Annotated in this window: 16 protein-coding genes; 3 read left to right on the top strand and 13 right to left on the bottom strand. The window is 58.2% G+C overall.

Features of this window, described 5'->3' with window-relative positions; genetic code table 11:
- The first annotated feature begins 29 nt into the window (after positions 1–29).
- Complete coding sequence (locus GS612_RS12965; RefSeq protein ID WP_171640846.1) at positions 30–920, top strand: LysR substrate-binding domain-containing protein; 891 nt, start codon at positions 30–32, stop codon at positions 918–920.
- Here GS612_RS12965 and GS612_RS12960 read toward each other — a convergent pair.
- The 3 genes from GS612_RS12960 to GS612_RS12950 are packed head-to-tail and all read right to left on the bottom strand — an operon-like array spanning position 893 to position 3,278.
- A complete protein-coding gene (locus GS612_RS12960) occupies positions 893–1,981 on the bottom strand; it encodes a helix-turn-helix domain-containing protein (RefSeq protein ID WP_371809341.1) in 1,089 nt (362 codons plus the stop codon). The two genes, GS612_RS12965 and GS612_RS12960, sit on opposite strands and share 28 nt — an antisense overlap.
- Before the next feature lie 38 nt (positions 1,982–2,019).
- Positions 2,020–2,757, bottom strand: a complete 738-nt coding sequence (locus GS612_RS12955; RefSeq protein WP_171640842.1) for a hypothetical protein — start codon at positions 2,755–2,757, stop codon at positions 2,020–2,022.
- Positions 2,754–3,278 (bottom strand): RNA polymerase sigma factor, encoded by a 525-nt coding sequence (locus tag GS612_RS12950; protein WP_216597837.1) that lies wholly within the window; start codon positions 3,276–3,278, stop codon positions 2,754–2,756. Before GS612_RS12950 ends, GS612_RS12955 begins: the two co-directional genes overlap by 4 nt.
- A gap of 96 nt (positions 3,279–3,374) precedes the next feature.
- Here GS612_RS12950 and GS612_RS20545 point away from each other — a divergent pair, with 96 nt between their 5' ends.
- On the top strand, positions 3,375–4,313 hold the full coding sequence (locus tag GS612_RS20545; RefSeq protein ID WP_253286165.1) for a cytochrome c family protein: 939 nt from the start codon (positions 3,375–3,377) through the stop codon (positions 4,311–4,313).
- A 439-nt stretch (positions 4,314–4,752) separates the two neighbouring features.
- Entirely contained in the window at positions 4,753–6,537 is a 1,785-nt protein-coding gene (locus GS612_RS12940) for an ABC transporter ATP-binding protein (RefSeq protein ID WP_171640840.1), read from the top strand.
- A gap of 337 nt (positions 6,538–6,874) precedes the next feature.
- On the opposite strand, the gene GS612_RS12935 is transcribed toward GS612_RS12940, so the two are convergent.
- The 10 genes from GS612_RS12935 to GS612_RS12890 all read right to left on the bottom strand — a co-directional run bounded on the left by GS612_RS12935 (position 6,875) and on the right by GS612_RS12890 (position 21,963).
- Positions 6,875–7,828 (bottom strand): ABC transporter ATP-binding protein, encoded by a 954-nt coding sequence (locus GS612_RS12935; protein WP_171640838.1) that lies wholly within the window; start codon positions 7,826–7,828, stop codon positions 6,875–6,877.
- The gene (locus tag GS612_RS12930) at positions 7,825–8,802 is read right to left on the bottom strand and encodes an ABC transporter ATP-binding protein (protein ID WP_171640837.1); all 978 of its coding nucleotides are present in this window, start codon (positions 8,800–8,802) and stop codon (positions 7,825–7,827) included. The genes GS612_RS12935 and GS612_RS12930 overlap by 4 nt, the downstream gene beginning before the upstream one ends.
- A 4-nt stretch (positions 8,803–8,806) precedes the next feature.
- Complete coding sequence (locus GS612_RS12925) at positions 8,807–9,709, bottom strand: ABC transporter permease subunit (RefSeq protein WP_152460560.1); 903 nt, start codon at positions 9,707–9,709, stop codon at positions 8,807–8,809.
- Positions 9,709–10,716, bottom strand: a complete 1,008-nt coding sequence (locus GS612_RS12920) for an ABC transporter permease subunit (RefSeq protein ID WP_171640835.1) — start codon at positions 10,714–10,716, stop codon at positions 9,709–9,711. The genes GS612_RS12925 and GS612_RS12920 overlap by 1 nt, the downstream gene beginning before the upstream one ends.
- On the bottom strand, positions 10,716–11,810 hold the full coding sequence (locus GS612_RS12915; RefSeq protein WP_171640833.1) for a Xaa-Pro peptidase family protein: 1,095 nt from the start codon (positions 11,808–11,810) through the stop codon (positions 10,716–10,718). Before GS612_RS12915 ends, GS612_RS12920 begins: the two co-directional genes overlap by 1 nt.
- Before the next feature lie 68 nt (positions 11,811–11,878).
- On the bottom strand, positions 11,879–13,462 hold the full coding sequence (locus GS612_RS12910) for an ABC transporter substrate-binding protein (protein WP_171640831.1): 1,584 nt from the start codon (positions 13,460–13,462) through the stop codon (positions 11,879–11,881).
- Between the two features lie 298 nt (positions 13,463–13,760).
- The gene (locus GS612_RS12905) at positions 13,761–15,818 is read right to left on the bottom strand and encodes an adenylate/guanylate cyclase domain-containing protein (protein WP_171640829.1); all 2,058 of its coding nucleotides are present in this window, start codon (positions 15,816–15,818) and stop codon (positions 13,761–13,763) included.
- Between the two features lie 185 nt (positions 15,819–16,003).
- Positions 16,004–17,980: a DEAD/DEAH box helicase gene (locus GS612_RS12900; RefSeq protein ID WP_171640827.1), complete on the bottom strand. Its 1,977-nt coding sequence runs from the start codon at positions 17,978–17,980 to the stop codon at positions 16,004–16,006.
- Between the two features lie 387 nt (positions 17,981–18,367).
- Positions 18,368–20,749, bottom strand: coding sequence for a 1-deoxy-D-xylulose-5-phosphate synthase N-terminal domain-containing protein (locus tag GS612_RS12895; protein ID WP_171640825.1), 2,382 nt, complete (start codon positions 20,747–20,749; stop codon positions 18,368–18,370).
- A gap of 14 nt (positions 20,750–20,763) precedes the next feature.
- Positions 20,764–21,963: a methionine gamma-lyase gene (locus tag GS612_RS12890; protein ID WP_171640823.1), complete on the bottom strand. Its 1,200-nt coding sequence runs from the start codon at positions 21,961–21,963 to the stop codon at positions 20,764–20,766.
- Positions 21,964–22,075 lie beyond the last annotated feature (112 nt).

The following is a 22,075-nucleotide window of genomic DNA, read 5'->3' as shown; positions in this document are numbered from 1 at the left end:
TGAGGCTAAGTTCTGCTTAGCCTGTCGGAATGAACACCCGCGTCCCCTCCCTCAACTGGCTGCGCGTATTCGAGGCTGCGGCCCGAACCGAAAGCTTTGCCCGCGCCGCGACCCAGTTGAACATGACGCCGGCCGCCGTCAGCCAGCAGGTCAAGGCGCTGGAAACAAGACTGGGCACACCCTTGTTTCACCGTCACGCGCATGCGGTCACTTTGACCGAGACCGGGCGCGCCTATCTGCCGTCGGTACAGCAATCCTTGCTCATGCTGGAAACGGCAACCGCCGGTCTGTTCGGCGAAACCCGCGAGCAAAGGCTTTACGTGCAGTCGGTGCTGCTGTTTGCACATGGCATTCTGGCCGGGGGCGTTCCCGATTTTCAGGCGGCGCATCCTCAGATCAACCTTTCGCTTTCAACTGGCAATGTCATGTCGGATTTTACCAATCGGTTCACTGACCTTCAGATCGTGTTCGGAAACCCCGCGCTGTTCAGCTCGGAAAGTGACGAGTTGATGCGCGAACATCTCTATCCCATCGCCCCACCCGAGATTGCTGCCCGGATCAAGACGGCAAGTGATTTGTTCGACTTCACCTTGATCGAAGTTTCGACCCATCGGGCAAGCTGGCCGCATTGGTTCGAACACCAACGGCTGCCAGCGGGCCAGGCACGGTATTTTTTCGCCGACAATTCGGTGATGGCGGCCGAGCTCTGCGCCAGAGGATGCGGCATTGCCTTGGCGCGCGCGCCCGCGTCAGATCGCATTATGAAGCTTTCCGGTTTGGTCCCCTGCCTGCCGGACTTCTCCTGCCCTGGGCAGGAAGCCTATCATCTAGTCTATCCCTCCCGCACGGCGCTGCGCCCGGCAGCGCGTACGTTTCGCGATTGGCTGATGGATTACAGCGCCGCCGTCCAGACGCGGTAACGCCCCTGCCCGGTGACTTCGCGAACCAGACCCCGCTGCGCGAACAGGTCGAAATTGCGCTGTACCGCGGCGCGGGAAGCCTTGGTCAGGTCTTCGGCCAAAGGCGCGGATACCATGGGCCAGGCCGTCAATGCATTGATCAGGCGCGGTGGGGTGCGGCCGCTCAGATCCTGCGTGACGTCTTTGGCTTTCGCCTCCCACGCGCTGATCCGGTCTAGGTGCAACAACGCCGCAAGGGCAGCCTGGCCTGCGCCGCCGATCCATGCGCTCAGTTTTTCCGACGGATCCCCCGAGCCGCGCAGCGCACGCGGCCCGGACAAGGCCAAGGGCATGAACTGCGCACCGCCACGCCCCATCGAGGCCGCATGCCGCGCGGCTATGACGGCTGCTTCCGTGTCCTGTCCGATGCCTTGTGACACCGCCCGCCAGGCGTGAAACGCAATTGCCGACTGCGTCACAGGATGCAACCCTTCGGCGTTTTGCATGACCTCGGCCAGATCAATGATGGATTCCGGGGTCGCGTCGACCCCCTGAGCCAGTCGGTCAAGAAACGCGGTCAGCCCGCGTTCCCAACCGCCGGCAGCAGGCGGCGCGCCCGAACTCAGGCGTCGCACGGCCCATCCGGCCCGGAACAGGGCCTGCACGTCATCATGAGTGGCGCCGATCCGCAAACCGGTCCACAAAGCCAATCGATCCACGCTAATCCGGTCTCCGGTCCACCACCCCAGATCGGACGTCTCCATCAATGCCAAGCGATGCGTCCAGCCTTCGGGGCCCGCTCGCAACCGTTCATCCAGCGCGCCAAAAGTCAGGGCCAGATCTGCAAGTTCCGCAGAAAGGTCGGACTGCGCAGCCCGCCAATCACGCGGATCGAACAGCAGGCGCTGTTCGCGTCGCGGCCCGGGCAGGAAGAAACCTTCGTCTTCCTCGACTTCATCCGGTGGCAAAAACCACAGGTCGTCCTCTTCGGACGGATCGCCGTCATAGATGCTGGCGGGGCCAAGATCTTCGGCCTCGTCTTCAGGAAGGGGCAAGGGTTTCTTCGACGTCATACCCCGCATTCTTCGGGCATTCCCGTTGGTTCACAAGGGGTATTCCGTCAGCCCGCAAAGGTTCGGGTCAGAACATCCAGTTCGCTGCTCAAATCGGTCTGCGGAGAGCTGCCCAGCAGCATGTAACCATAGCCATCCTGTGCCCAGGTCGCTGTTGCCAAACCGCTCAGAATGGCCTGTTTGACCTCTGCCTTCGGGGCGTTCGGCCCCTGGCGGATAACACAGAAGGCAAAAGGTTGACCCTGCTCATCGGCGAAAACGACCTGAACCAAAGGCTTTCCCTTGAACGAAAGAACCTGTGCTCGCTTCAACTCCAACCCTGGCAGGGAGTCCAGCGCTTCACGGTTCAGAGACCTGCCAAGTGCTGCCTCGGCCATCGCGAACTGCTTGTCCAGCGATGCCTCGGAACTGTCCAGCGAGACAATCGTCTCGGGCACATATAGCGACTGATAGATCGCCGCTTGCTGCGCCCAGCCCAGTTCCGCCGGACGCGTCGCCCAGAATGTCAGGGCAACGGCTGCAACCCCGACGCCCGAGGCCACTGCCAGAAGGCGAAGAAACCCGCCATTGGTGTTTTGCGCCACGCGTTCCGGGAAATCGATCTTCGGCGCCGCGGTGGGCAGTGTCTCAAAGACCTGCCGAACGACAGGCGCGAACGGATCCAGCGCCATCAGGCGGCGTTCAAGCTCGACATCATCCTCAACCGCGGCCTCGATGGCGCGGCTCTGAGCCTCATCCAGCGTGCCTTCCAGATACGCCAACAGCGTCTCGTCGGAAAACGTCATTTGCCACTCCGTCGCGCGGCGTCTGCCGCCTCAAACTGCATCACGGTTTTCAGTTTCCGCCGGGCATTCGATAGCCGGCTCATGATTGTGCCGATGGGAACGTCCAGCAATGCAGCGGTTTCGCGGTAGCTGTACCCTTCGACGAACACAAGCATGACCGTTTCCCGCTGCGCTTCTGGCAGCTGCATCACTTGAGTAAACACTTCAGCCGCAAAAATATTCGTTTCTGAATCCGGCAAAGTTGCGACCAGTTCCGATTCTGGGGTCACGGACAGCGCCTGCGCCCGCCGGACGGAACGAGACCGCACTTCGTTCAACCAGATTGACCGGCAGATCGTCATCAGCCAACTGTCCAGACGATCATGCGACGTTACCTGATGATGCCGCTCGAGCGCACGGAGGCATGTGGCCTGCACCAGATCGTCCGCCACATCTGATGCCCCCGACAACGCCAGAGCAAACCGCCAGACGCGTCTTGAGTGCATCTGTACGGCGTCACGAACGGCCTGTTCGGAAGTCATCTCGGCACTCATCGAATAAAACGCGACCTGTGTGTGTTTGTCAGAAACGGACCCGGCCCGCAGGGCCAAAACTGACATAAACCGCGGAGGAAAGAAATGAAACTTCTGTTGAAGGTAGTCACGTTTGCGTCGGCAATTGTTGCAACACCCATTTGGGCAGCGGGTTGGACACTGGAGTCCGATCGCTCGCATCTGGCCTATGGAACGATCAAGAAAAACGCGGTGGGCGAGGTCAACAGCTTCATCAGCCTGAGCGGACACGTGACGCAGGAGGGCGCGGCCGAAATCGAAATCGACCTGTCCTCGGTCGAGACCAACATAGATATTCGCAACGAACGGATGATCGAATTTGTATTCCGCCAAGCACCCACTGCGCGCCTGACGGCCGAATTCGACATAGCGAAGGTTTCAGGGCTGGCCGTGGGTGAAACCACCACTCTGGATGCTGCTTCTGTGCTTTCGCTGGCCGGCACGGAAGTTGAATTTGACGCGGAAATGTTCGTCGCACGCTTGTCCGAGACGTCAGTGCTTGTTTCGACAAACGACATGGTGTTTCTCAGCACCGAAGACGCCGGTGTGAACGCCGGCGTGGACAAGCTTATGGAATTGGCAAGCCTGCCCGGCATCACCCGAACGGTACCGATTACCGCCCGGCTGATCTTTCACACGGATGAAGAACAGGCCGCGACGGCATCGGAAGCGACAGAGGTTGTTACTGCCGCAGCTGTTCAGGGTGACGTGACGGCCGGCAAAAAGGTGTTTCGCAAGTGCAGCGCTTGCCACAAATTGAAAGAAGGCCGCCATGGTGTTGGCCCGTCCCTGCACGGTATTCTCGGCACAAAGGCCGGTCAGGCAGAGGGATTCAAGTATTCGACAGCGCTGGAAAGTTCCGACATCGTCTGGACCCATGAAACCCTGAGCGCGTTCCTGTCGGATCCCAAAGGGTATCTTCAGGGCAATCGAATGCAGTTTCGCGGCCTGAAAAAGGACAAAGATATTGTTAACCTTCTTGCGTATTTGCAAGAAGAGGGGTGACGGCAACACCCGAGAGACCTGGCAACAGCGCTGAATTTCGATTTCACGCAACCGGCCCCGGGGATCGGAAAAGATGCTTGTACCCGTCCCCTGTCTGGTTTCGGATCAACACGTGTTCAAAGCCAGGAATTACAGCCTTCTGTCAGCGGCTCCATGCCGGACACACGACTCGTTTGTGGCGAAACAGGCCGCGTTTTAGGGCGTTTTTTGCGGATCCTGTCGCGCCACCAACCCTGTCTGCGCGCGTACAAAGGGGCAGATCGCGGTTGTCCTTGCGCTTTCCAACTCTTGTCCGATCGTCAACCAGCCATTATTTAGCGGGCGTACAGCTCAGATGGTCGGGATGGGCCGCTCTGCCGCAGCTTGGCATCTGTCCTTTAGGCCCGACAAAATATAGGTTAACTGAGCGTGCGCACAGTTTCACGATTTGGAGAACGCAATGATAAAGCGCGCCTGGAACAAGTGGCGATCAGGCTATATGGGCCGCCTTGTAGGTGAAAGCTTTTACGCGCAAGGCAAGCTGTATGGTATTGCGGTTCTGGCAATGATTGCCGTGGCGGTCACCACGGCCGGCTCCGCATATATGATGGAATACATTGTCGATGCCATGACCAGCCCCGACTTGCAGGGTTGGGCACATGTGATTGCGCTGGGGGTTGTCCTCCTGTTTCTGGTCAAGGCGGTCGCATCCTATATTCAGGCTATTTACCTTGCCCGCGCAGGCAATCGGATCGTGGCGGAACAACAGGACAAGGTTTACCGCAAACTGCTCAAACATGGGGTCGCGTTCTTTTCGACCAATGAATCGTCGGACCTTCTGATGCGCACCACCCATGGCGCGCAGGCAGCCAGAAACCTGATCGATGTGCTGGTCACCGGGTTTGTCCGAGACGCTCTGACTCTGGTCGGGCTGGTTGCTGTCATGGTGTATCAACAGCCCGTTCTGTCCGTCTTGTTCTTTGTGGTGGGTCCGATTGCCCTGTTGGGTGTTCGCTATCTGTTGAAGAGCGTACGCACGATCATGCAGGCCGAATTCAAGTCACTGGCGGAAATCATTCGGGTGCTGCAAGAGACCTCGGCAGGGATCAAGGTCATCAAGGTCTTTTCGCTCGAAGACCGGATGATCAACCGCATGGACACGGCCATCCGGAAAGTTGAACAGCGGTCGAACGACATCGCCAAGTTGCAGTCCATTGCCAGCCCTCTTATGGAGTTTCTGGCCGGCCTCGCCGTGGCGGGTGTACTAGTGGTCAGCACGATGGGAATCGCAGGTACGGAACAACCCAGCGCAGGCCAGTTGATGTCCTTTATCACGGCGTTGCTGATGGCCTATGAACCTGCCAAGCGGCTGTCGAAAATGCGCGTTCAGATCGAAACCTGCATGGTTGGTATCAGCATGTTGTTCGGCCTGCTGGATCAGGACGACACGATGGTGGAAAGCCCCGAGGCCCATGACCTGATCGAAGGCCCCGGCCAGGTCACGTTGCGCGATGTGACTTTCGGCTATCAAGGTGCCGTACCTGTGATCGAAAACATGAATGTCACGTTCGACGCCGGCAAGACCACCGCGCTCGTCGGTCAGTCCGGCGGTGGCAAGTCTACGATATTCGGGCTGATCATGCGGTTCTACGATCCCGATGAGGGCAGCGTCGAGATTGATGGCCAGGACCTGCGCGAGGTCAGCTTTGCGTCCCTGCGAAAAAAAATCTCTTATGTCGGTCAGGATACGTTCCTGTTTTCGACCTCGATCATGGACAACCTGCGCTGCTCGGCCCCTGACGCAACCGAGGAAGAGGTCATTGCCGCAGCCAAAGCCGCACATGCGCACGAGTTCATCATGGACCTGCCGGAAGGGTACGAAACGCAGGTCGGCGAAAACGGAACATTTCTGTCAGGTGGTCAGAAACAGCGAATTGCGATTGCACGCGCAATACTGAGAAATTCCGAGATCCTGCTTTTGGACGAGGCCACAAGCGCGCTGGACGCAGAATCGGAATCGCTTGTCAAAAAGGCTTTGGACACCCTGACAAAGGATGTGACCGTCGTCGTCATTGCGCACCGACTTTCGACTGTTCTGGAAGCGGATAAGATTATCGTGGTTCAGGATGGCTCGATCGTAGAACAGGGCAATCTGGACGAGTTGATGAAAAAGAACGGAGCCTTCCGCAACCTGTTCGATCAGCAATTCAAAAAACACGAACCCTCGGCGGAAGTGGCAGAGTAACCCCTGCATTCAGCCTGGCACATGGCTCCCTTCTCCGGGCAAGACCTGTCCGGAAGAAGGGCAGAGTATTCTCATCACGCGCGTCCGTGCATCGAAATCATCAGGCCCAAGCCGCCCAAGAGATGTGGGTAGCTCAGGCCCAATCCCGGGAAACGAACGGTTCTATCTCGCGCGCGGATTCGAATATGGCGATCTTGGTCGGTAGCGACACAAACATGTGGCTTGGTCGCCCACGCTGGCGCCTTGGCTGGGTGGTTCTGCCACAAGAAGTCAACGTCGCTTCTATCGAGACCGCCCTGTTTGCCACAGTCTCACACCACGCGAAAACCTGCTTGCATTACAGGGGGTACAGACACGCGACCTGATGCGTTTCTCCGGCCAGATCAGGCAATGTTGCCCTGCACTGATCGGTTGCCAGCCAACATCTTTGCGCAAAGGCGCAACCTTTTGGAATATTCATCGGCGACGGCAGTTCGCCCTCAAGCTTGATCCGTTCTTTTCGGGCCGTGGGGTCGGCCCGGGGCGTCGTGGACAGCAACGCCTTGGAATAGGGGTGGCGCGGCGCGGCGAACAGCTGTTCTTTGGGTGCCTTTTCAACAGCACGCCCCAGATACATCACGATCACGTCGTCGGCAAAATGCCGAACCACGGAAAGATCATGCGAAATGAACAGATAGGCGAGGTCAAGCCGTTCTTGCAAATCCACAAGCAGGTTCAGGATCTGTGACTGGATCGAGACGTCCAGTGCCGAAACCGGTTCATCCAGAACCAGGACCCTGGGATTCAACATAAGCGCGCGTGCAATGGCGATACGCTGACGCTGCCCGCCAGAGAACATATGTGGATAGCGATCATAATGCTCGGGCCGCAATCCCACCATCTCGATCATGTCGCGCGCTTGTGCCTCGCGGTCTGCGGCGGACATGTCCGGGCGATTGATGATCAGCGGTTCCTGCAAGATCTGGCCGATGCGTTGACGTGGATTCAGCGATCCATACGGATCCTGGAACACGATTTGCACCGTTTCCCGCATCTTGCTCCACCGCGACAGGGTAATGTCGACACCGTCAATCGTCAGCCTGCCCGACGTCGGCTCTTCAATCATCGTGACCAATCGCGCCAGTGTTGACTTGCCACAGCCGGACTCTCCGACGATGGCCAGAGTCTTTCCCGGTTTCAGTTCGAAATCCACCCCCGAAAGGGCCTTCACCGTCGCTGATTTGGACAGCAAGCCGCCCTTCACCGTGTAAAACCGGGTCAGATCTTTCGCCTGAACGATGGGGTCGGTCATGCCAATTCTCCGGCCGCAATTCTTTCAACGTGGTGACAACGTGCCTTGCCGAAGGCCTCGGCATGAGGGGTCGGTGGTATTTCAGCGCAAGTTGCATCAGCGAACCGGCATCGCGGGCTGAACAAGCACCCTGCGGGGCGATCGAACTGGCCCGGCACAACGCCGGGAATCGTCGGGAGAATCTTGGAGGTCGCGCGCTCGGGCAAGGCGCTCAGCAGGGCGGATGTGTAGGGATGACGCGGCATGCGGAACAAATCACACACGGGCTGCTCTTCGACTTTTTGTCCGGCATATTGCACCTGAACCCGTTCGGCGGTTTCGGCCACCACCCCCATGTCATGAGTGATCAGCACAAGGCCCATATCGTGTTCGTCCCGCAACCGAACCAGCAGGTCGAGTATCTGCGCCTGAATGGTGACATCCAGCGCGGTGGTCGGTTCGTCCGCAATCAGCAGCTTGGGCTTGCAGGCGATGGCCATCGCGATCATGACGCGCTGGTTCATGCCCCCTGACATCTGGTGTGGAAAGGTGTTCAGGCGGCTTTCCGGAGCCGGGATGCCGACCTGGTCGAACAGCTCAATCGCGCGCTGGTGGCGGTCCTTACGGTTCAAGCCAAGATGGATGCGCAGGGCCTCTTTGATCTGGAACCCCACCGTGAAACAGGGGTTCAGCGACGACATCGGCTCCTGAAAGATCATTGCCATGTCCTTGCCGATGATCTTGCGGCGCTCACGGGCCGAAAGACCGGCCAGATCCACCCCCTCAAAGCGCATCTCGTCAGCGGTGATCGTCGCGGTCCAGGGCAACAACCCCATCAGCGCCAACATCGACACCGACTTGCCCGAGCCGCTTTCGCCGACGATGGCCAGCAGCTCGCCCCTGTCGACCGACAGATCGACACCGTCCACCGCGCGAAACTTGCCCGAGGCCGTGGCGAATTCAACAGTCAGGTTGCGGATCTGCAAAAGGCTCATGCGATCAGCTCCGTTTCAGTTTCGGGTCAAGCGCATCACGCAAGCCATCACCCATCAGGTTGATGGCAAGAACGGTGACAAGAATCGCCAGACCGGGGAAGGTGACCACCCACCAGGCGCGCAGTATGAATTCACGCGCTTCGGCCAGCATGGTGCCCCATTCCGGAGTGGGCGGCTGCGCGCCCATGCCCAGAAAGCCCAAGGCAGCTGCATCCAGGATCGCCGTCGAAAAGGACAGCGCCGCCTGTACGATGATGGGTGCCAGACAATTGGGCAGCACGGTGATGAACATCAGCCGTGACCTGCCAGCACCGGCCACACGCGCCGACGTGACATAATCCTTCTGACGTTCCGCCAGAACCGACGCGCGGGTCAGGCGCACGTAGTGGGGTTGGAAAACGATGGCGATGGCAATCATCGCGTTGGTCAGCGACGGGCCAAGGATGGCCACCAGCACCAGCGCCAACAGCAACGACGGGAAGGCCAGAACGATATCCATCACCCGCATGATCAGCGTATCGACCCATTTGGGGGCAAAGCCCGACAGCAGGCCAATCATCACGCCACCCGATACGGCCACACAGACGACGACGATTCCGACAAAGAAGGAATAGCGCGAGCCCATGATCAGGCGCGACAGCATGTCCCGACCCAGCGGATCGGTACCCAACGGGAAAGCCCAGCTTCCGCCCTCCTGCCATGCGGGCGGTTGCAGGATATGATCGCGGAACTGTTCGGTTGGGTCATAGGGGGCCAGAAGGGGCGCAAAGGCTGCACAAAACACAAAGGCTGCAAAAACCCAAAGCCCGATGACAGCGCCGCGGTTTTCGCTGAAGTAGTACCAGAACTCGCGCAGGGCGCTGGGGCGGTCTTCCGTTCTGGGCGGGGTTGAGGATAGTTCGGCCATCACCGCCTCCGAATTTTGGGGTTGATGATGCCATAAAGGACATCGACCAGCAGGTTCACCAGCATCACGATCACCGCGATCATCAGCAATCCGCCCTGAACAACTGGGTAGTCACGGCGAAAGATGCTGTCGACCATCCACTTTCCTATGCCCGGCCAACTGAAGATGGTTTCGGTCAGAATGGCCCCCGCCAGCAAAGTGCCCACCGATAGGCCGATCACCGTAACAACCGGAATCAAAGCGTTTCGCAGCGCGTGCAATCCATTGATCCGCGTTGGTGACAAACCCTTGGCGCGCGCGGTGCGGATGTAATCTTCGCCCAGAACTTCCAGCATCGCCGACCGGGTCTGGCGTGCGATGACCGCCAGCGGAATCGTACCCAGCACAATCGTCGGCAGGATCAGATGGCGCACGGCTGATCCGAATGCCCCGTCCTGACCCGACAACAGGCTGTCGATCAGCATGAAGCCCGTGACGCTGGGAAAGTAATACAACAGGTCGATCCGGCCCGAGACCGGCGTCCAGCCCAGATTGCCCGAGAATATGATGATCAACAGCAGCGCCCACCAGAAGATGGGCATCGAGTACCCGACCAGCGCCGAGGACATCAGCGCCCGGTCAAAGAACTTCCCTCGGTTCACCGCCGCGATCACACCCGCGGGCAGACCCAGCGCAACGGCAAAGATCATGGCGCACAAGGACAACTCCAGCGTTGCGGGGAACAGCGAAAAGAACTCATCCCATACGGGCTTCCTTGTGACAAAGCTTTCGCCCAGATCACCCTGAAGCACTCCGGTGAGGTAATCCCAATACTGCTGCAACACCGGCTTGTCGAAACCCAGCTTTTCGACCATTTCCTGATAACGTTCTTCCGTCATGCCGCGTTCACCGGCCATCACGATGATCGGATCGCCGGGCAGCACCCGGATGAACATGAACGAAATCAGCGTGACGCCCAGAAATGTCGGAATAAACAGGCCAAGACGGGTGAGGAAATAACCAAGCATCAGCGACCTATGATTGTAAGTTCTTTGGGAAAGCGGGTCAGTGACCGACAGCCATCCCCGGTGACAAGAACGTCATCTTCTATGCGAACGCCGAACTTGTCCAATGCATACAGACCGGGTTCGTTGGTCCAGACCATGCCCGGCAGGATTTTCTGGCTGTTGCCGCGCATGATATACGGCGCCTCATGCACATCCCGGCCCAGACCGTGACCTGTCTTGGTCCGGATACGATCGGCAAAGGGCGAGGCCTCAAGCACGCCTGTGACGGCGTCGTCGATGTCATGCGCTGTCATGCCGGGGCGGCAGGCTTCGAACCCGGCTTTGTTGGCGCGCAAAACCGTGTCGTAGACATCCCGGCCTTCGTCCGGGACGTCCTGAACGAAAAAAGTTCGCGTGATGTCGGCCGCAAAACCATGTTTTCGAGCGCCAAAGTCGAACAGCAAGGCATCGCCTGCTTTGATCCGGTAGTCGGCGCGCGCCTTGCCGTGCGGTCGTGCCGAGTTGTCCCCCGCAGCCACGATGGGGGAAAAGGCCAGCGACTCGGCGCCTTCCGCAAAAAGCGACTGTATCAGCGCCTGCTCGATCTGTTTTTCGGTCTGACCTGTGCGAACACCCGCAATCACACGCTCCAACGCGCGTTCCGAAATATCGATGGCCGCTTGCAGCGCGGCGATGTCTTCTTCGGTTTTGATGATGCGAAGGCCTGAGATTTCGCGTTCGCCGTCCACAATCCGCAGATCCGGAAACGCGCGGGTAAACGCGTCTGACACGAAAAACCGCATCACCTGACCTTCGACGGCCAACGATCTGATCGGACTATGCGCTGCCAGCGCGGAAAAGGCGCCGTCATAGCCGGTCTGATCGCGCCAGTCGAACACGGCACCCTCAAATCCGACCAGATCCCATGAAGCGAGTTCCAGATTGGGCACGATCGCCGCCGGATCACCCTGGGCCGGAATCACCACGACAAAAGGGCGCTCGTGGCTCATGAAGGATTTGCCCAATGCGCGGGTGAAATTCGGACCCGGCACCAGGGCCACTGCGTCCACTGACATATCCATTGCCAATTGGCGGTATTCGGACAAATCCGGCATTCTGCCCGACCTCCTCAAAAAGAAAGCCGGAGCCACCACTCTGGTGGCTCCGGTTTGTGAGTGGTGGTTTATTCGACGCTCACACCATAGAAGATGTGACCGCCCAGAGGGTGCACCTTATAGCCTTGCACCTTGTTGCTCATGGGCATGTAAACGACCGAATGCGCGATGGTTGCCCACGGAGCCTGCTCTTTGAACACAACCTGCGCTTCTTCATACAGTTTGGTCCGCTCGGCCTGATCCGTGCTTTGCTTGGCCTTCAGGATCAGGTCTTCGAAGGGCTGATGGCACCATTGCGCCCGGTTGGATGCTTCGACACCGTCACAGCCCAGCAAAACCGCCAGGAAGTTGTCCGGGTCGCCATTGTCCCCGGTCCAGCCCAGCAGAACGGCACCGTCCCGGTTCAGTTCTTTCGACCGAGACAGGTATTCACCCCATTCGTACGAGACGATTTCGACGCCCACACCGATCTTGGCGAAATCCGCCTGGATCAACTCGGCCATGCGACGGGCATTGGGGTTGTAGGGGCGCTGGACGGGCATGGCCCAGATTTTCATCGACAGGTCCGAAACACCTTCGGCCTCAAGCATCGCCTTGGCCGCTTCGGGATCATAGGGATCGTCCACGATGGCGTCGTTGTAGCCCCACATGGTAGGCGGGATCGGGTTCTTGGCCACCTGGCCCGAGCCCTGGAAGACCACGTCGATGATCGCCTGCTTGTCGATCGCCATGTTCAGCGCTTTGCGCACCTTCGGATTGTCGAATGGCGCCATGGTGGTGTTGTAGGCCAGATAACCAACGTTCAGGCCCTCTTGTTCCAGCATGTTGATGTCCGGATCATCCTTCATTGCCTGAATGTCGGCAGGGTTCGGATAGGGCATCACATGACATTCGCCTGCCTTCAGCTTTTGATAGCGTACAGACGCATCCGGTGTGATGGCAAAGATCAGGTTTTCGATCTGCGCCGGGTCTTTCCAATACGCATCATTGGCCGCGTAACGGATCACGGCGTCTTTTTGATATGCCACGAACGAGAAAGGTCCGGTGCCGATGGGTGCCGTATTCAGTTTTTCCGGCGTACCGGCTTCCATCATTGCCGCAGCGTATTCCGCCGACACGATCGAGGCAAAGTCCATCGCCATATTGGCGACAAATGGCGCTTCGGGCTTGGACAGAGTAAATTTCACTGTGTAGTCGTCGATCTTTTCGATGGAATCGACCAGATCAGGCATCCCCATACCCTGAAAATATTCCCAGGTTCCGCCTGACACTTGATGATAAGGGTGGTTTTCGTCTTTCTGACGCATGAAGGTAAAAATCACGTCATCCGCGTTGAAGTCGCGGGTCGGAGTGAACGCGTCGTTCGAGTGGAACTTGACGCCCTGGCGCAGCTTGAAAGTGTATTCCAGACCATCATCGCTGGCCTCGACACTTTCGGCCAGGCCGGGGACCACATTGGTCGTGCCCGTTTCAAATTCAAGCAACCGATTGTAGATCGGATGAGAAGACGCATCAAAGGTCGTCCCTGCGGTGTACAGCGCAGGATCGAACCCTTCAGGCGATCCTTCGGAACAATATACAAGTGTATTTGCCTGCGCCACGGCACCCGTCAGGGCGATCGCAGTGGTTGCGGCCAGAAGTTTGAGGTTCATGATTTTCTCCCAGAAAAGGACTTATAAAGACAATCGCATGGCTCTTTGTCGCCAGAGCATTCAGTGACAGCACAGGTCGTCGCGATCTCTATGTCTAATGTATCCAAAATACAAAATCTAATGTCAACAGTGTCTTTCTGCGGATATCTTTGAAGACTCTTTCTGTCATTGCACCCTGATTTCCGGAATTCATTCTCATCTTCGCTGCGAAAACGATACGACGGCCAGAATCCCCCTTCCGCGCACTCAGACCTTGCTGTTCACGGGTGCGGATTGCATGCTCTCATGACCTGCACGCTCACGTCTTGTCCGTATGCGTAACCGCACGCCAATCCCCCGAGGGAGGGTTGGTCAAAAGTTTCGTTGCGCGCAACTTCATGGCGACGGACACAGGGTCCCCGCCCCGTATTTTGTCCGCGACCTCAAACGCAGCTATCGCCTGCTCGAACCGGCCGGAACGGTAATGCGCAAGGCCTTGTTCGTAGGTCTCGATCCAATCAAGGGACCCTTCGAAACCGTCGGCCATCGCAATCAGCTCATAGACCACCAGTTCCTCGGTCCGGCCAAAGACCGCGAGCGTGTCAAGCTCTCGGACGACAATTGCGTCGCCTGCTTCGCGCCGGGTCTCGGGGCCGATCAGAATACGCGTGCCATACTCCTTGTTGGCCCCTTCCAATCGGCTGGCCACATTCACGACGTCACCGATCGCCGTGTAGTTCAACCGCTGCTCTGACCCAATGTTGCCAACCAGAGCTTCACCGCTGTTCAACCCGATCCTGACACGCAGGGAATTTCCGGCCTCGTCTTTGATGCCCGCATCTTCCACGGTCACGACAAGATCCAGTGCCGCGCGGCAGGCATTTTCGGCATGGAGCGCATCCTTGCGCGGTGCCCCCCAGATCGCCATGACCGCGTCACCCATGAATTTGTCGATCGTCCCGTCATGACGCGCGACGGCTGCTGCGGCCGCAGAGAAAAAAGGCTCCATCAACTGGATGATTTTGGGGCCGAGTTTTTCCGACAACCCGGTGAATCCGGTCACATCGCAAAACAATACGGATATCTGCTTCATGTCGCCACCGGGCTGCGTTTTGATGCCCTCGGCGACCAGCATCTTCACAAGATCGGTCGGCACGTACTTTCGGAACGCGGACAACCCTGCTGCCATGCTGGCCGTTGCCGCAGACAGATTGGCAAGCTCGGACAGCTTTGAAGGCCGGCGTGGAATGCGTTCGACGTCAAAGCGTTCGATCTTGCTCAGATCCTCGGCAATGCGCGCCAAAGGATTGGCCACAATTCGACGGATCAACCAGATCGCCAGAGCGGTTGAGACGATCACGACCCCGATCAGGATATAGATCAGGTCTATCAAGGTTGCATCGATGCCAGACAAAAAGGCCGCCTCAGGAATGACCGTAGCGACGCGCCACCCGTAAAAACCCAAAGGTGTCAGGGCCACCGCATAAGGGACGCCATCGATCACCACGCGCTTCGTCGAACTGCCCGCAGTATTGCCATCCGGGTCGCCCAACAGTTTTTCCCCCGAGATCTTGGCAACCTCGTACAGCTCACCCTCGCCCATGCGCGCCGGTGTAACTTCGTCCGCCTTTGCGTCGGGAACAGCAATTACTTTGCCATCGGCATCCAGAATAAAGGCGGCTCCGAATTCGCCGGGCTCGAGCGTCGCCAGAAAGCGTGACAAACGGTCGGTTTCGATTGCGACCGCAAGAACACCCTGCCGTGCCCGGTTGACATCGATCGGCCCCGCAAATGCGTATACGGTTTTATCACTGCCCGGAAGATCGCGTGCTTCGATCCATCCCATCGTGCTCAGAGACATAAAATTGTTGAACCAGGCATGATCACGAGGATCATAGGAGGTCGGAACAAAGGTCCTTTCTTCGAACTGAATATCCCCGGGAATAAAAATGTATCGATCGGTCCGCAAGTTCCGGTCGCGGATGTCCTTGTCGATCTCTATCATCTCAAGCCCGCTGTCGCCCAACCGATGCGACGCGAAAAAGTTGCCATCCGGCCAGCCGAAGAAAATCCAGGAAATATTCGGCTGCGCCTGCAACTGAGACAGAAAGACGAACTCTCGTTTATCGGCCTGCCGCGTTGCGATGACATTCTGTACAAAGATCGTGCGCACCGCCGACCATGCGGCTTCGGCGGATCTGAGGGTTGCCCCGACTTCGATACGGACCGCGTTTGCAATCTGGCTGTTGATCTCAGCGGCAAGCATGCGGCTGTTGTCACGCGCGGTCGTCCACCACAGCGAATGAACAACGAAGGTCGACATGCCGATGGATACGGCGACCAGCATAGATACAGCAATGCCGACACTGAACCGCATGAAAACCCCGAAAAGAATGTCCTGTACCACAGTATTCGGTTGAGATCGCAGGAAGAGCAAAGCTTAGTTTGCTCCTACCCCGAAAAATCACGCAACTGTTAAGCACATGTGTATGCCGCGACCGAAATCCACGGCACCTGGTCACTTGCCGATGCCCAGAGGACAGACCTTGCGCGTGGCGGAAATCAACTGCCCTTGGGTCCGGATTTGCGACGTTTTGGAACTGCGTTGCCACCCTTGGCGGATTTGACGGCCGCCGCGCGTGCACGATTCTTCTTGCTGTTTGGCTTGCCCTTCGGCGGCGGCGGACCTTTCGGCGCGTCTCCGGCTGGTTTAGAGCGACCTCTCCTTTGCTCGACACTGCCGGGCTTGCGCTTTTTCGGTTTTGCACCCGAAGCGCTGAACTGGCTTTTTGCGTCGTCATCCGACGCTCGACGGGTTTCGGTCGCGGGCACGGTCTGGGCAGGCTGAACCTCGGGCTTGGATTGGCGGCGGTGGGCTTTCCGCTCAGCCGGAGAGTTTTCCTTTTTGTGTCCCGTAGGTCTGCCTTTGAACTTTCTTTTGAGACCGGACCGACCGGTTGACGACAGGTCCGGTGCTTTGTCCAACCGCACAAGGTCTTTGGTTTCTTCGATTTTCATCTCTGGACCAATGGCGGTCAGAAAGCGGTCGACACTGGCTTCACTGATTTCGAAATAAGTTACGTCCTCGGCAATCCGGATGGCACCGATATCGTCTTTTGTCAGATCGCCCGCCTTGCAGATCATCGGCAGCATATGACGGGGAGACGCATTCTGATTGTGCCCTTCGGACAATGAAAACCAGACGCCTGGCTCAAAAGATGCGCGTGGTTTTGGGGCGGCCTGGTCGACCGCCGACAGCTCTTCCGGGGCGGAATGGCGCAGTTTGTATTGCCTCAGGTAAGCGGCTGCGATTTGTTCGGGCGTGAAGCGAGCAATCAGTTTTTCAACAGACGGGCGTTCGCTTTCCGTGACCTCGACCTGCCAGTCCTCTGATGCCAGCATCCGAGCCTGATCACGCTCGTTCACCTCGTCGGCAGACGGGGCCGATCTCCATTCTGCTGTCAGCTTGGCAAATTTCAGAATGCGCTCTGCCTTTTTGCGCGATGATGGCGCGACGATCAGGGCACTGACGCCCTTGCGCCCAGCGCGACCCGTGCGGCCAGACCGGTGCAACAGTGTTTCATGGCTGTTGGGCAGTTCGGCATGGACAACCAGATCAAGGTTGGGCAGATCGATGCCGCGGGCCGCAACATCGGTTGCGACACAGACCCGGGCCCGTCCATCGCGCATGGCCTGCAACGCGTTGGATCGTTCGCTCTGGGTCAGCTCACCTGACAGGGCCACGACAGAAAACCCCCGGTTCGACAGGCGCGCGGTCAGGCGCGAAACCATCGCTCGGGTGTTGCAGAAAACGATGGCATTGGGGGCCTCGTAATATCGCAGCACATTGATTATTGCGTTTTCACCATCACGCGGCGCCACCGTCATGGCCCGATACTCGATATCCGCATGCTGGGTCTGTTCGCCGACCGTGCTCACACGTTCCGCGTCGCGCTGATACCGCTTGGCCAGATTGGCAATTGCGCGTGGCACAGTGGCAGAAAACAACAAGGTCTGACGATCCGCGGGTGTTTCATCAAGGATGAACTCAAGATCCTCGCGGAACCCCAGATCCAGCATTTCATCCGCTTCGTCCAGGACAACCGCTCGGATAGCTGTCAGATCGATTGAACCTCGATTGATATGGTCGCGAAGTCGTCCCGGAGTGGCCACAACGATATGTGCGCCTCGGGCCAACGCGCGACGTTCATCCCGAATGTCCATGCCCCCGACGCACGAGGCCAGAAACGCTCCCGCTCCGGAATACAACCAGCCAAGTTCCCGTTTTACCTGAAGTGCCAGCTCGCGGGTCGGTGCGACAACCAGCGCCAACGGCGCTTCGGGTTTGCCGAGCGTTTCTTCATCGCCCAGCACCCTGTGCGCTATCGCCAGACCAAACCCAATGGTCTTCCCTGATCCGGTCTGGGCCGAAACCAGCATGTCGCGCCCTTCCAGCTCGGGCTGGGTGACGGCTCGCTGAACTTGGGTCAATGTATCATAGCCCTTGCGCGCTAGCGCATCTGCAATGGTTTGTTTCACGGTGGTGGTTCTTTGTATCGGCCAGGTGATAGGCGCTGTGCGGAATTGCGATCAGCGGATCATCCAAGGGTAAAGACAGCCCCTTATCGGCTGCCATCCCGGTTGTATAGACGGGAAAACGGGCATTTTCGCCGAAAAGCTCCTCATAAGGGAACACCCTGACAGATCAGACCCTGACGCAACCGCCAGGGCCGGGCCGCGTCAAGCCTAGGTCAACGCGGGAACATAATTCAACATCTTGCCGGCAGCTGCCTGCTGTTGGGCGTCGGAAACATGCACCGGGCACGCATAACCGTGCCGATCATTTCGATGACATGACCGTCGTCGATGCGACATGGGTCAAACAAGAGCCCGAGCGGGATCGTTCCTGATCTTGTTGGCCCAATCTCAAGCCCCTGTTGCCCGATGAAGTACTCTGCCACGGGTCAAGCCATTCACTTTTTCGATGATGGCATCGGCATCAATACAGTGGTGGCGATAGAGATCACCGATCGTTCCTGTCTGGCCAAAATGTTCGACCCCCATCGGAATGGTCTGATGACCGCGCACAGCGCCCAGCCACGACAATGTTGCAGGATGCCCGTCAATCACGGTGACCAGATTGCAGTGCGCTGGCAGACCAGACATCAGGGTTTCGATGTGGGATAGTGCGGCGGGGTTGCCGCGCGACCGCGCGCGTTGTGCAGCCGTCCAACCGGCATTCAGCCGATCCGCGGACGTCACGGCCAGAACGCCGACATCGCGCCGGCCCTCGCCGATGATACCGGCGGCCTTGATTGCCTCAGGCGCGACAGCACCTTGATAGGCGATTACAACTTCGCAATTGGGCCCCGGTTTTCGCAACCAATAGGCCCCGTCAATGGCACCCTGCCGAAACTCGTCATCCACGCGTTTGCCGGGCTGCTCAATCGGGTTGGTCGTCAGACGCAAATAGACGGAACCGCCGGTTTCATCGCGCAGCCATGTGCGCTCGTCCGGTTGTCCTTCACCGTCGCGTTGCAGATAGTCGAAGGCCCATTCCATGATCACCGCCAGTTCATCAGCAAAGGCGGGTTCAAATGCAGCCAGCCCGTCCTGGCTCATCCCGATCAGCGGTGTGCCGACGGATTGATGCGCTCCGCCTTCAGGTGCCAGTGTCACGCCCGACGGCGTACCAACGAGAATAAAGCGTGCATCCTGATAGCAGGCATAGTTCAGCGCATCGAGGCCGCGACTGACAAAGGGGTCATAGACGGTGCCGATCGGGATCAAACGTTTGCCAAACAGGGAATGCGACAGACCCGCCGCTCCCAGAAGCAGCATCAGGTTCATTTCGGCGATCCCAAGCTCGATATGCTGCCCTTCCGGCGTGAATTCCCATTTCGCCGTCGAAGGGATCCGATGTTCTATGAAGGCATCGGCTTGCGTGGATCGGGCAAACAGCTTGCGCCGGTTCACCCAAGGCCCCAGGTTAGTCGTGCCGGTGACATCCGGAGAGGTTGTCACGATGCGTTCGGTCAACGGGCCATCACCTTTTGACAGATCGTCAAGGATCTTGCCAAACGCCATCTGGGTCGAGATTTCACGGCTGGTGTCGACCTCGATCCTTGGCATGTCCAGCTTGTCATCGAAATAGCGGCGCGGACCCTTGGCAAAGAACGGTGCCCTGGCCAGAAAATCCTTGAATGCGGCGGGGTCCTGTACTGTCGCAAGCGGCTCCCATTCCTCGCCGTCTGGCACGCCCATATGCGACTGCCACGCGGCGAACTGGCTGTTGTTCATCAGCCCGCCGTGATTGTCCTTGTGACCTGCGATGGGGGTGCCCCACCCTTTGACGGTGTAGGCCAGGAAACAGGTCGGGCGATCATGATCAATGGCGGCAAATGTCCGGGCCATGGTCTCGACGCAATTGCCGCCAAGGTTTTCCATCAGCGCCGCCAGCTCTGCATCCGTCCGCCGTTCAATCAGAGCGGTCACATCCCCCTGATCCCCCAGATCGTCCATCAGGCGCTGCCGCCAGACTGCGCCCCCCATGAAGGTCAAAGCCGAATAATCCTGATTGGGGCACGCATCGATCCAGTCGCGCAGGCGATCGCCACCCGGTTCTTCAAAGGCCGCGCGTTGCAGAACCCCATATTTCACGCGCACGACATCCCAACCGAACGCATCGAAGATCTTTTCAATCCGTTCGAATAGCCCTTCGCGGACGATGCCATCCAGGGATTGCCGGTTGTAGTCAATGATCCACCACGTATTGCGCAGGTCGTTCTTCCAGCCTTCCTGCAATGCCTCGTACACATTGCCTTCGTCCAGTTCGGCGTCGCCTACAAGGGCCACCATCCGCCCCATCGGAGCATCCGAGCCCCAGCTTTTGGCCTTGATGTAATCCTGAATGATCGAAGCAAACGAGGTGATCGCGACACCCAGCCCCACAGACCCGGTGGAAAAATCAACGTCGTCGATATCCTTGGTCCGGCTGGGATAGCTTTGCACACCGCCAAAACCACGGAAATTTTCCATCTTCTCGCGCGTTTGATTGCCCATGAGATACTGCATCGCATGGAAAACCGGCGAGGCATGGGGTTTGACAGCCACCCGGTCTTCAGGGCGCAGGGCCGAAAAATAGAGCGCGGTCATGATCGACACCATCGAAGCAGACGACGCCTGATGGCCACCAACCTTGATCCCATCCACCTTTGGCCGGATTTGGTTGGCATGGTGGATCATCCAATGCGACAACCATAACAGACGTTGTTCAACGATCTTCAACTGGGTGGGATCTATGTGCATGGCGGTCTCCGGGTTCAGGCGGCGCTGCGGGCAGGATACGGCAAAGCTTGCTCCAGGTCTGCGAGGATATCTTCGACATCCTCAAGCCCGACGGACAAACGGATCAAACCATCGCTGATCCCATGCTCGGCCCGTTCTTCCGGGGTATAGGTCGAATGAGTCATGGATGCAGGGTGCTGGATCAGCGTTTCGGCATCGCCCAAAGACACCGCGCGCTGGATCATGTTCAGACGATTCATGAATTCGATCCCACCGGACAGGCCGGACTTGATCTCGAACGCGATCATGGCGCCGGGTTGGGACATTTGCCGCTGCGCGACATCATGCTGGGCAAAGCTTCTCAGCCCGGGAAAGTAAACCTCGCCGACGGCGGGATGGGCCTCGAGGAAATCAGCGACGACCCTGGCTGACGCGCAATGACGATCCAGACGCAGGTTCAGTGTTTTCAGGCCACGCAGGATCAGCATCGCGTTGAAAGGGGCCATGACCGCACCGGTCATATCCTTCATTCCGACCAGGCGGATTTCGGCGATCTGTTCGGCGGTGCCGACAACCAGACCAGCGACCACGTCGCCATGCCCGCCGAGATATTTGGTGGCAGAATGCAGAACGATATCCGCCCCGTGCTCGATCGGGCGGGTCAGATAGGGGCTGGCATAGGTGTTGTCGACGACAACCGTTGCTCCGACCGAATGCGCGATCTCGGCGCTGGCGGCAATATCCACCAAGCGCATGTTCGGATTGGCCGGAGTTTCGAAATAGACAACGCGGGTTTTGTCAGAAACGGCAGCTTTCAGGTTCTCTGGGTCTGTCATGTCGACATGGGTGATCGTGACCCCCCATTTTGACAGTCCGTGGCGCATGAAGGCGAAGGTGCAGCCATAGAGTGTTTTGTCCACGATGACTTCGTCCCCCGGTGACAGCAGGGTCCAAAGCACTGCCGTGATCGCCCCCATGCCGCTGGAAAGGGCCAGTCCAGCCTCGGCCCCTTCAAGCACCGCAATGCGTTGTTCCAGAAGGTCACATGTGGGGTTCGAAATACGGCTGTAGATATGACCTGCGCGTTCACCGGCAAACATCTCTCCACCAGCCTCTGCGGTTTCAAAGGTAAACGTGGACGTCAAATGCAGCGGTGGGGTAAGGGCGCCGTCATTTTCCAAAGGGTTGTAAGCGTGGTGAATGGCGCGGGTGGCAAATCCGGTTGAACGAGTCATTGCAAGCTCCTGTTTCAAGCTGGCGCCAGTTTGCACCTTTACTTTGGGCTTTTACTTGCAAATAGTACCAAAAACACGATAGAAATTGGCAGATTCTGCCAAGTTTAAGGTT

Source organism: Ruegeria sp. HKCCD6157 (assembly GCF_013110685.1).
GTDB lineage: Bacteria > Pseudomonadota > Alphaproteobacteria > Rhodobacterales > Rhodobacteraceae > Ruegeria.
The sequence above is the reverse complement of the archived record's forward strand: the minus strand, read 5'-3'. Positions and strand labels throughout refer to the sequence as shown.

Bases quoted from the DNA above. Each gene is read 5' to 3' on its own strand.
- GS612_RS12925 (WP_152460560.1), bottom strand. From the start codon at position 9,709: ATGGCCGAACTATCCTCAACCCCGCCCAGAACGGAAGACCGCCCCAGC.
- GS612_RS12895 (WP_171640825.1), bottom strand. From the start codon at position 20,749: ATGCACATAGATCCCACCCAGTTGAAGATCGTTGAACAACGTCTGTTA.
- GS612_RS20545 (WP_253286165.1), top strand. From the start codon at position 3,375: ATGAAACTTCTGTTGAAGGTAGTCACGTTTGCGTCGGCAATTGTTGCA.
- GS612_RS12955 (WP_171640842.1), bottom strand. From the start codon at position 2,757: ATGACGTTTTCCGACGAGACGCTGTTGGCGTATCTGGAAGGCACGCTG.
- GS612_RS12960 (WP_371809341.1), bottom strand. From the start codon at position 1,981: ATGCGGGGTATGACGTCGAAGAAACCCTTGCCCCTTCCTGAAGACGAG.
- GS612_RS12920 (WP_171640835.1), bottom strand. From the start codon at position 10,716: ATGCTTGGTTATTTCCTCACCCGTCTTGGCCTGTTTATTCCGACATTT.
- GS612_RS12940 (WP_171640840.1), top strand. From the start codon at position 4,753: ATGATAAAGCGCGCCTGGAACAAGTGGCGATCAGGCTATATGGGCCGC.
- GS612_RS12930 (WP_171640837.1), bottom strand. From the start codon at position 8,802: ATGAGCCTTTTGCAGATCCGCAACCTGACTGTTGAATTCGCCACGGCC.
- GS612_RS12910 (WP_171640831.1), bottom strand. From the start codon at position 13,462: ATGAACCTCAAACTTCTGGCCGCAACCACTGCGATCGCCCTGACGGGT.
- GS612_RS12935 (WP_171640838.1), bottom strand. From the start codon at position 7,828: ATGACCGACCCCATCGTTCAGGCGAAAGATCTGACCCGGTTTTACACG.
- GS612_RS12950 (WP_216597837.1), bottom strand. From the start codon at position 3,278: ATGACTTCCGAACAGGCCGTTCGTGACGCCGTACAGATGCACTCAAGA.
- GS612_RS12905 (WP_171640829.1), bottom strand. From the start codon at position 15,818: ATGCGGTTCAGTGTCGGCATTGCTGTATCTATGCTGGTCGCCGTATCC.
- GS612_RS12890 (WP_171640823.1), bottom strand. From the start codon at position 21,963: ATGACTCGTTCAACCGGATTTGCCACCCGCGCCATTCACCACGCTTAC.
- GS612_RS12965 (WP_171640846.1), top strand. From the start codon at position 30: ATGAACACCCGCGTCCCCTCCCTCAACTGGCTGCGCGTATTCGAGGCT.
- GS612_RS12915 (WP_171640833.1), bottom strand. From the start codon at position 11,810: ATGCCGGATTTGTCCGAATACCGCCAATTGGCAATGGATATGTCAGTG.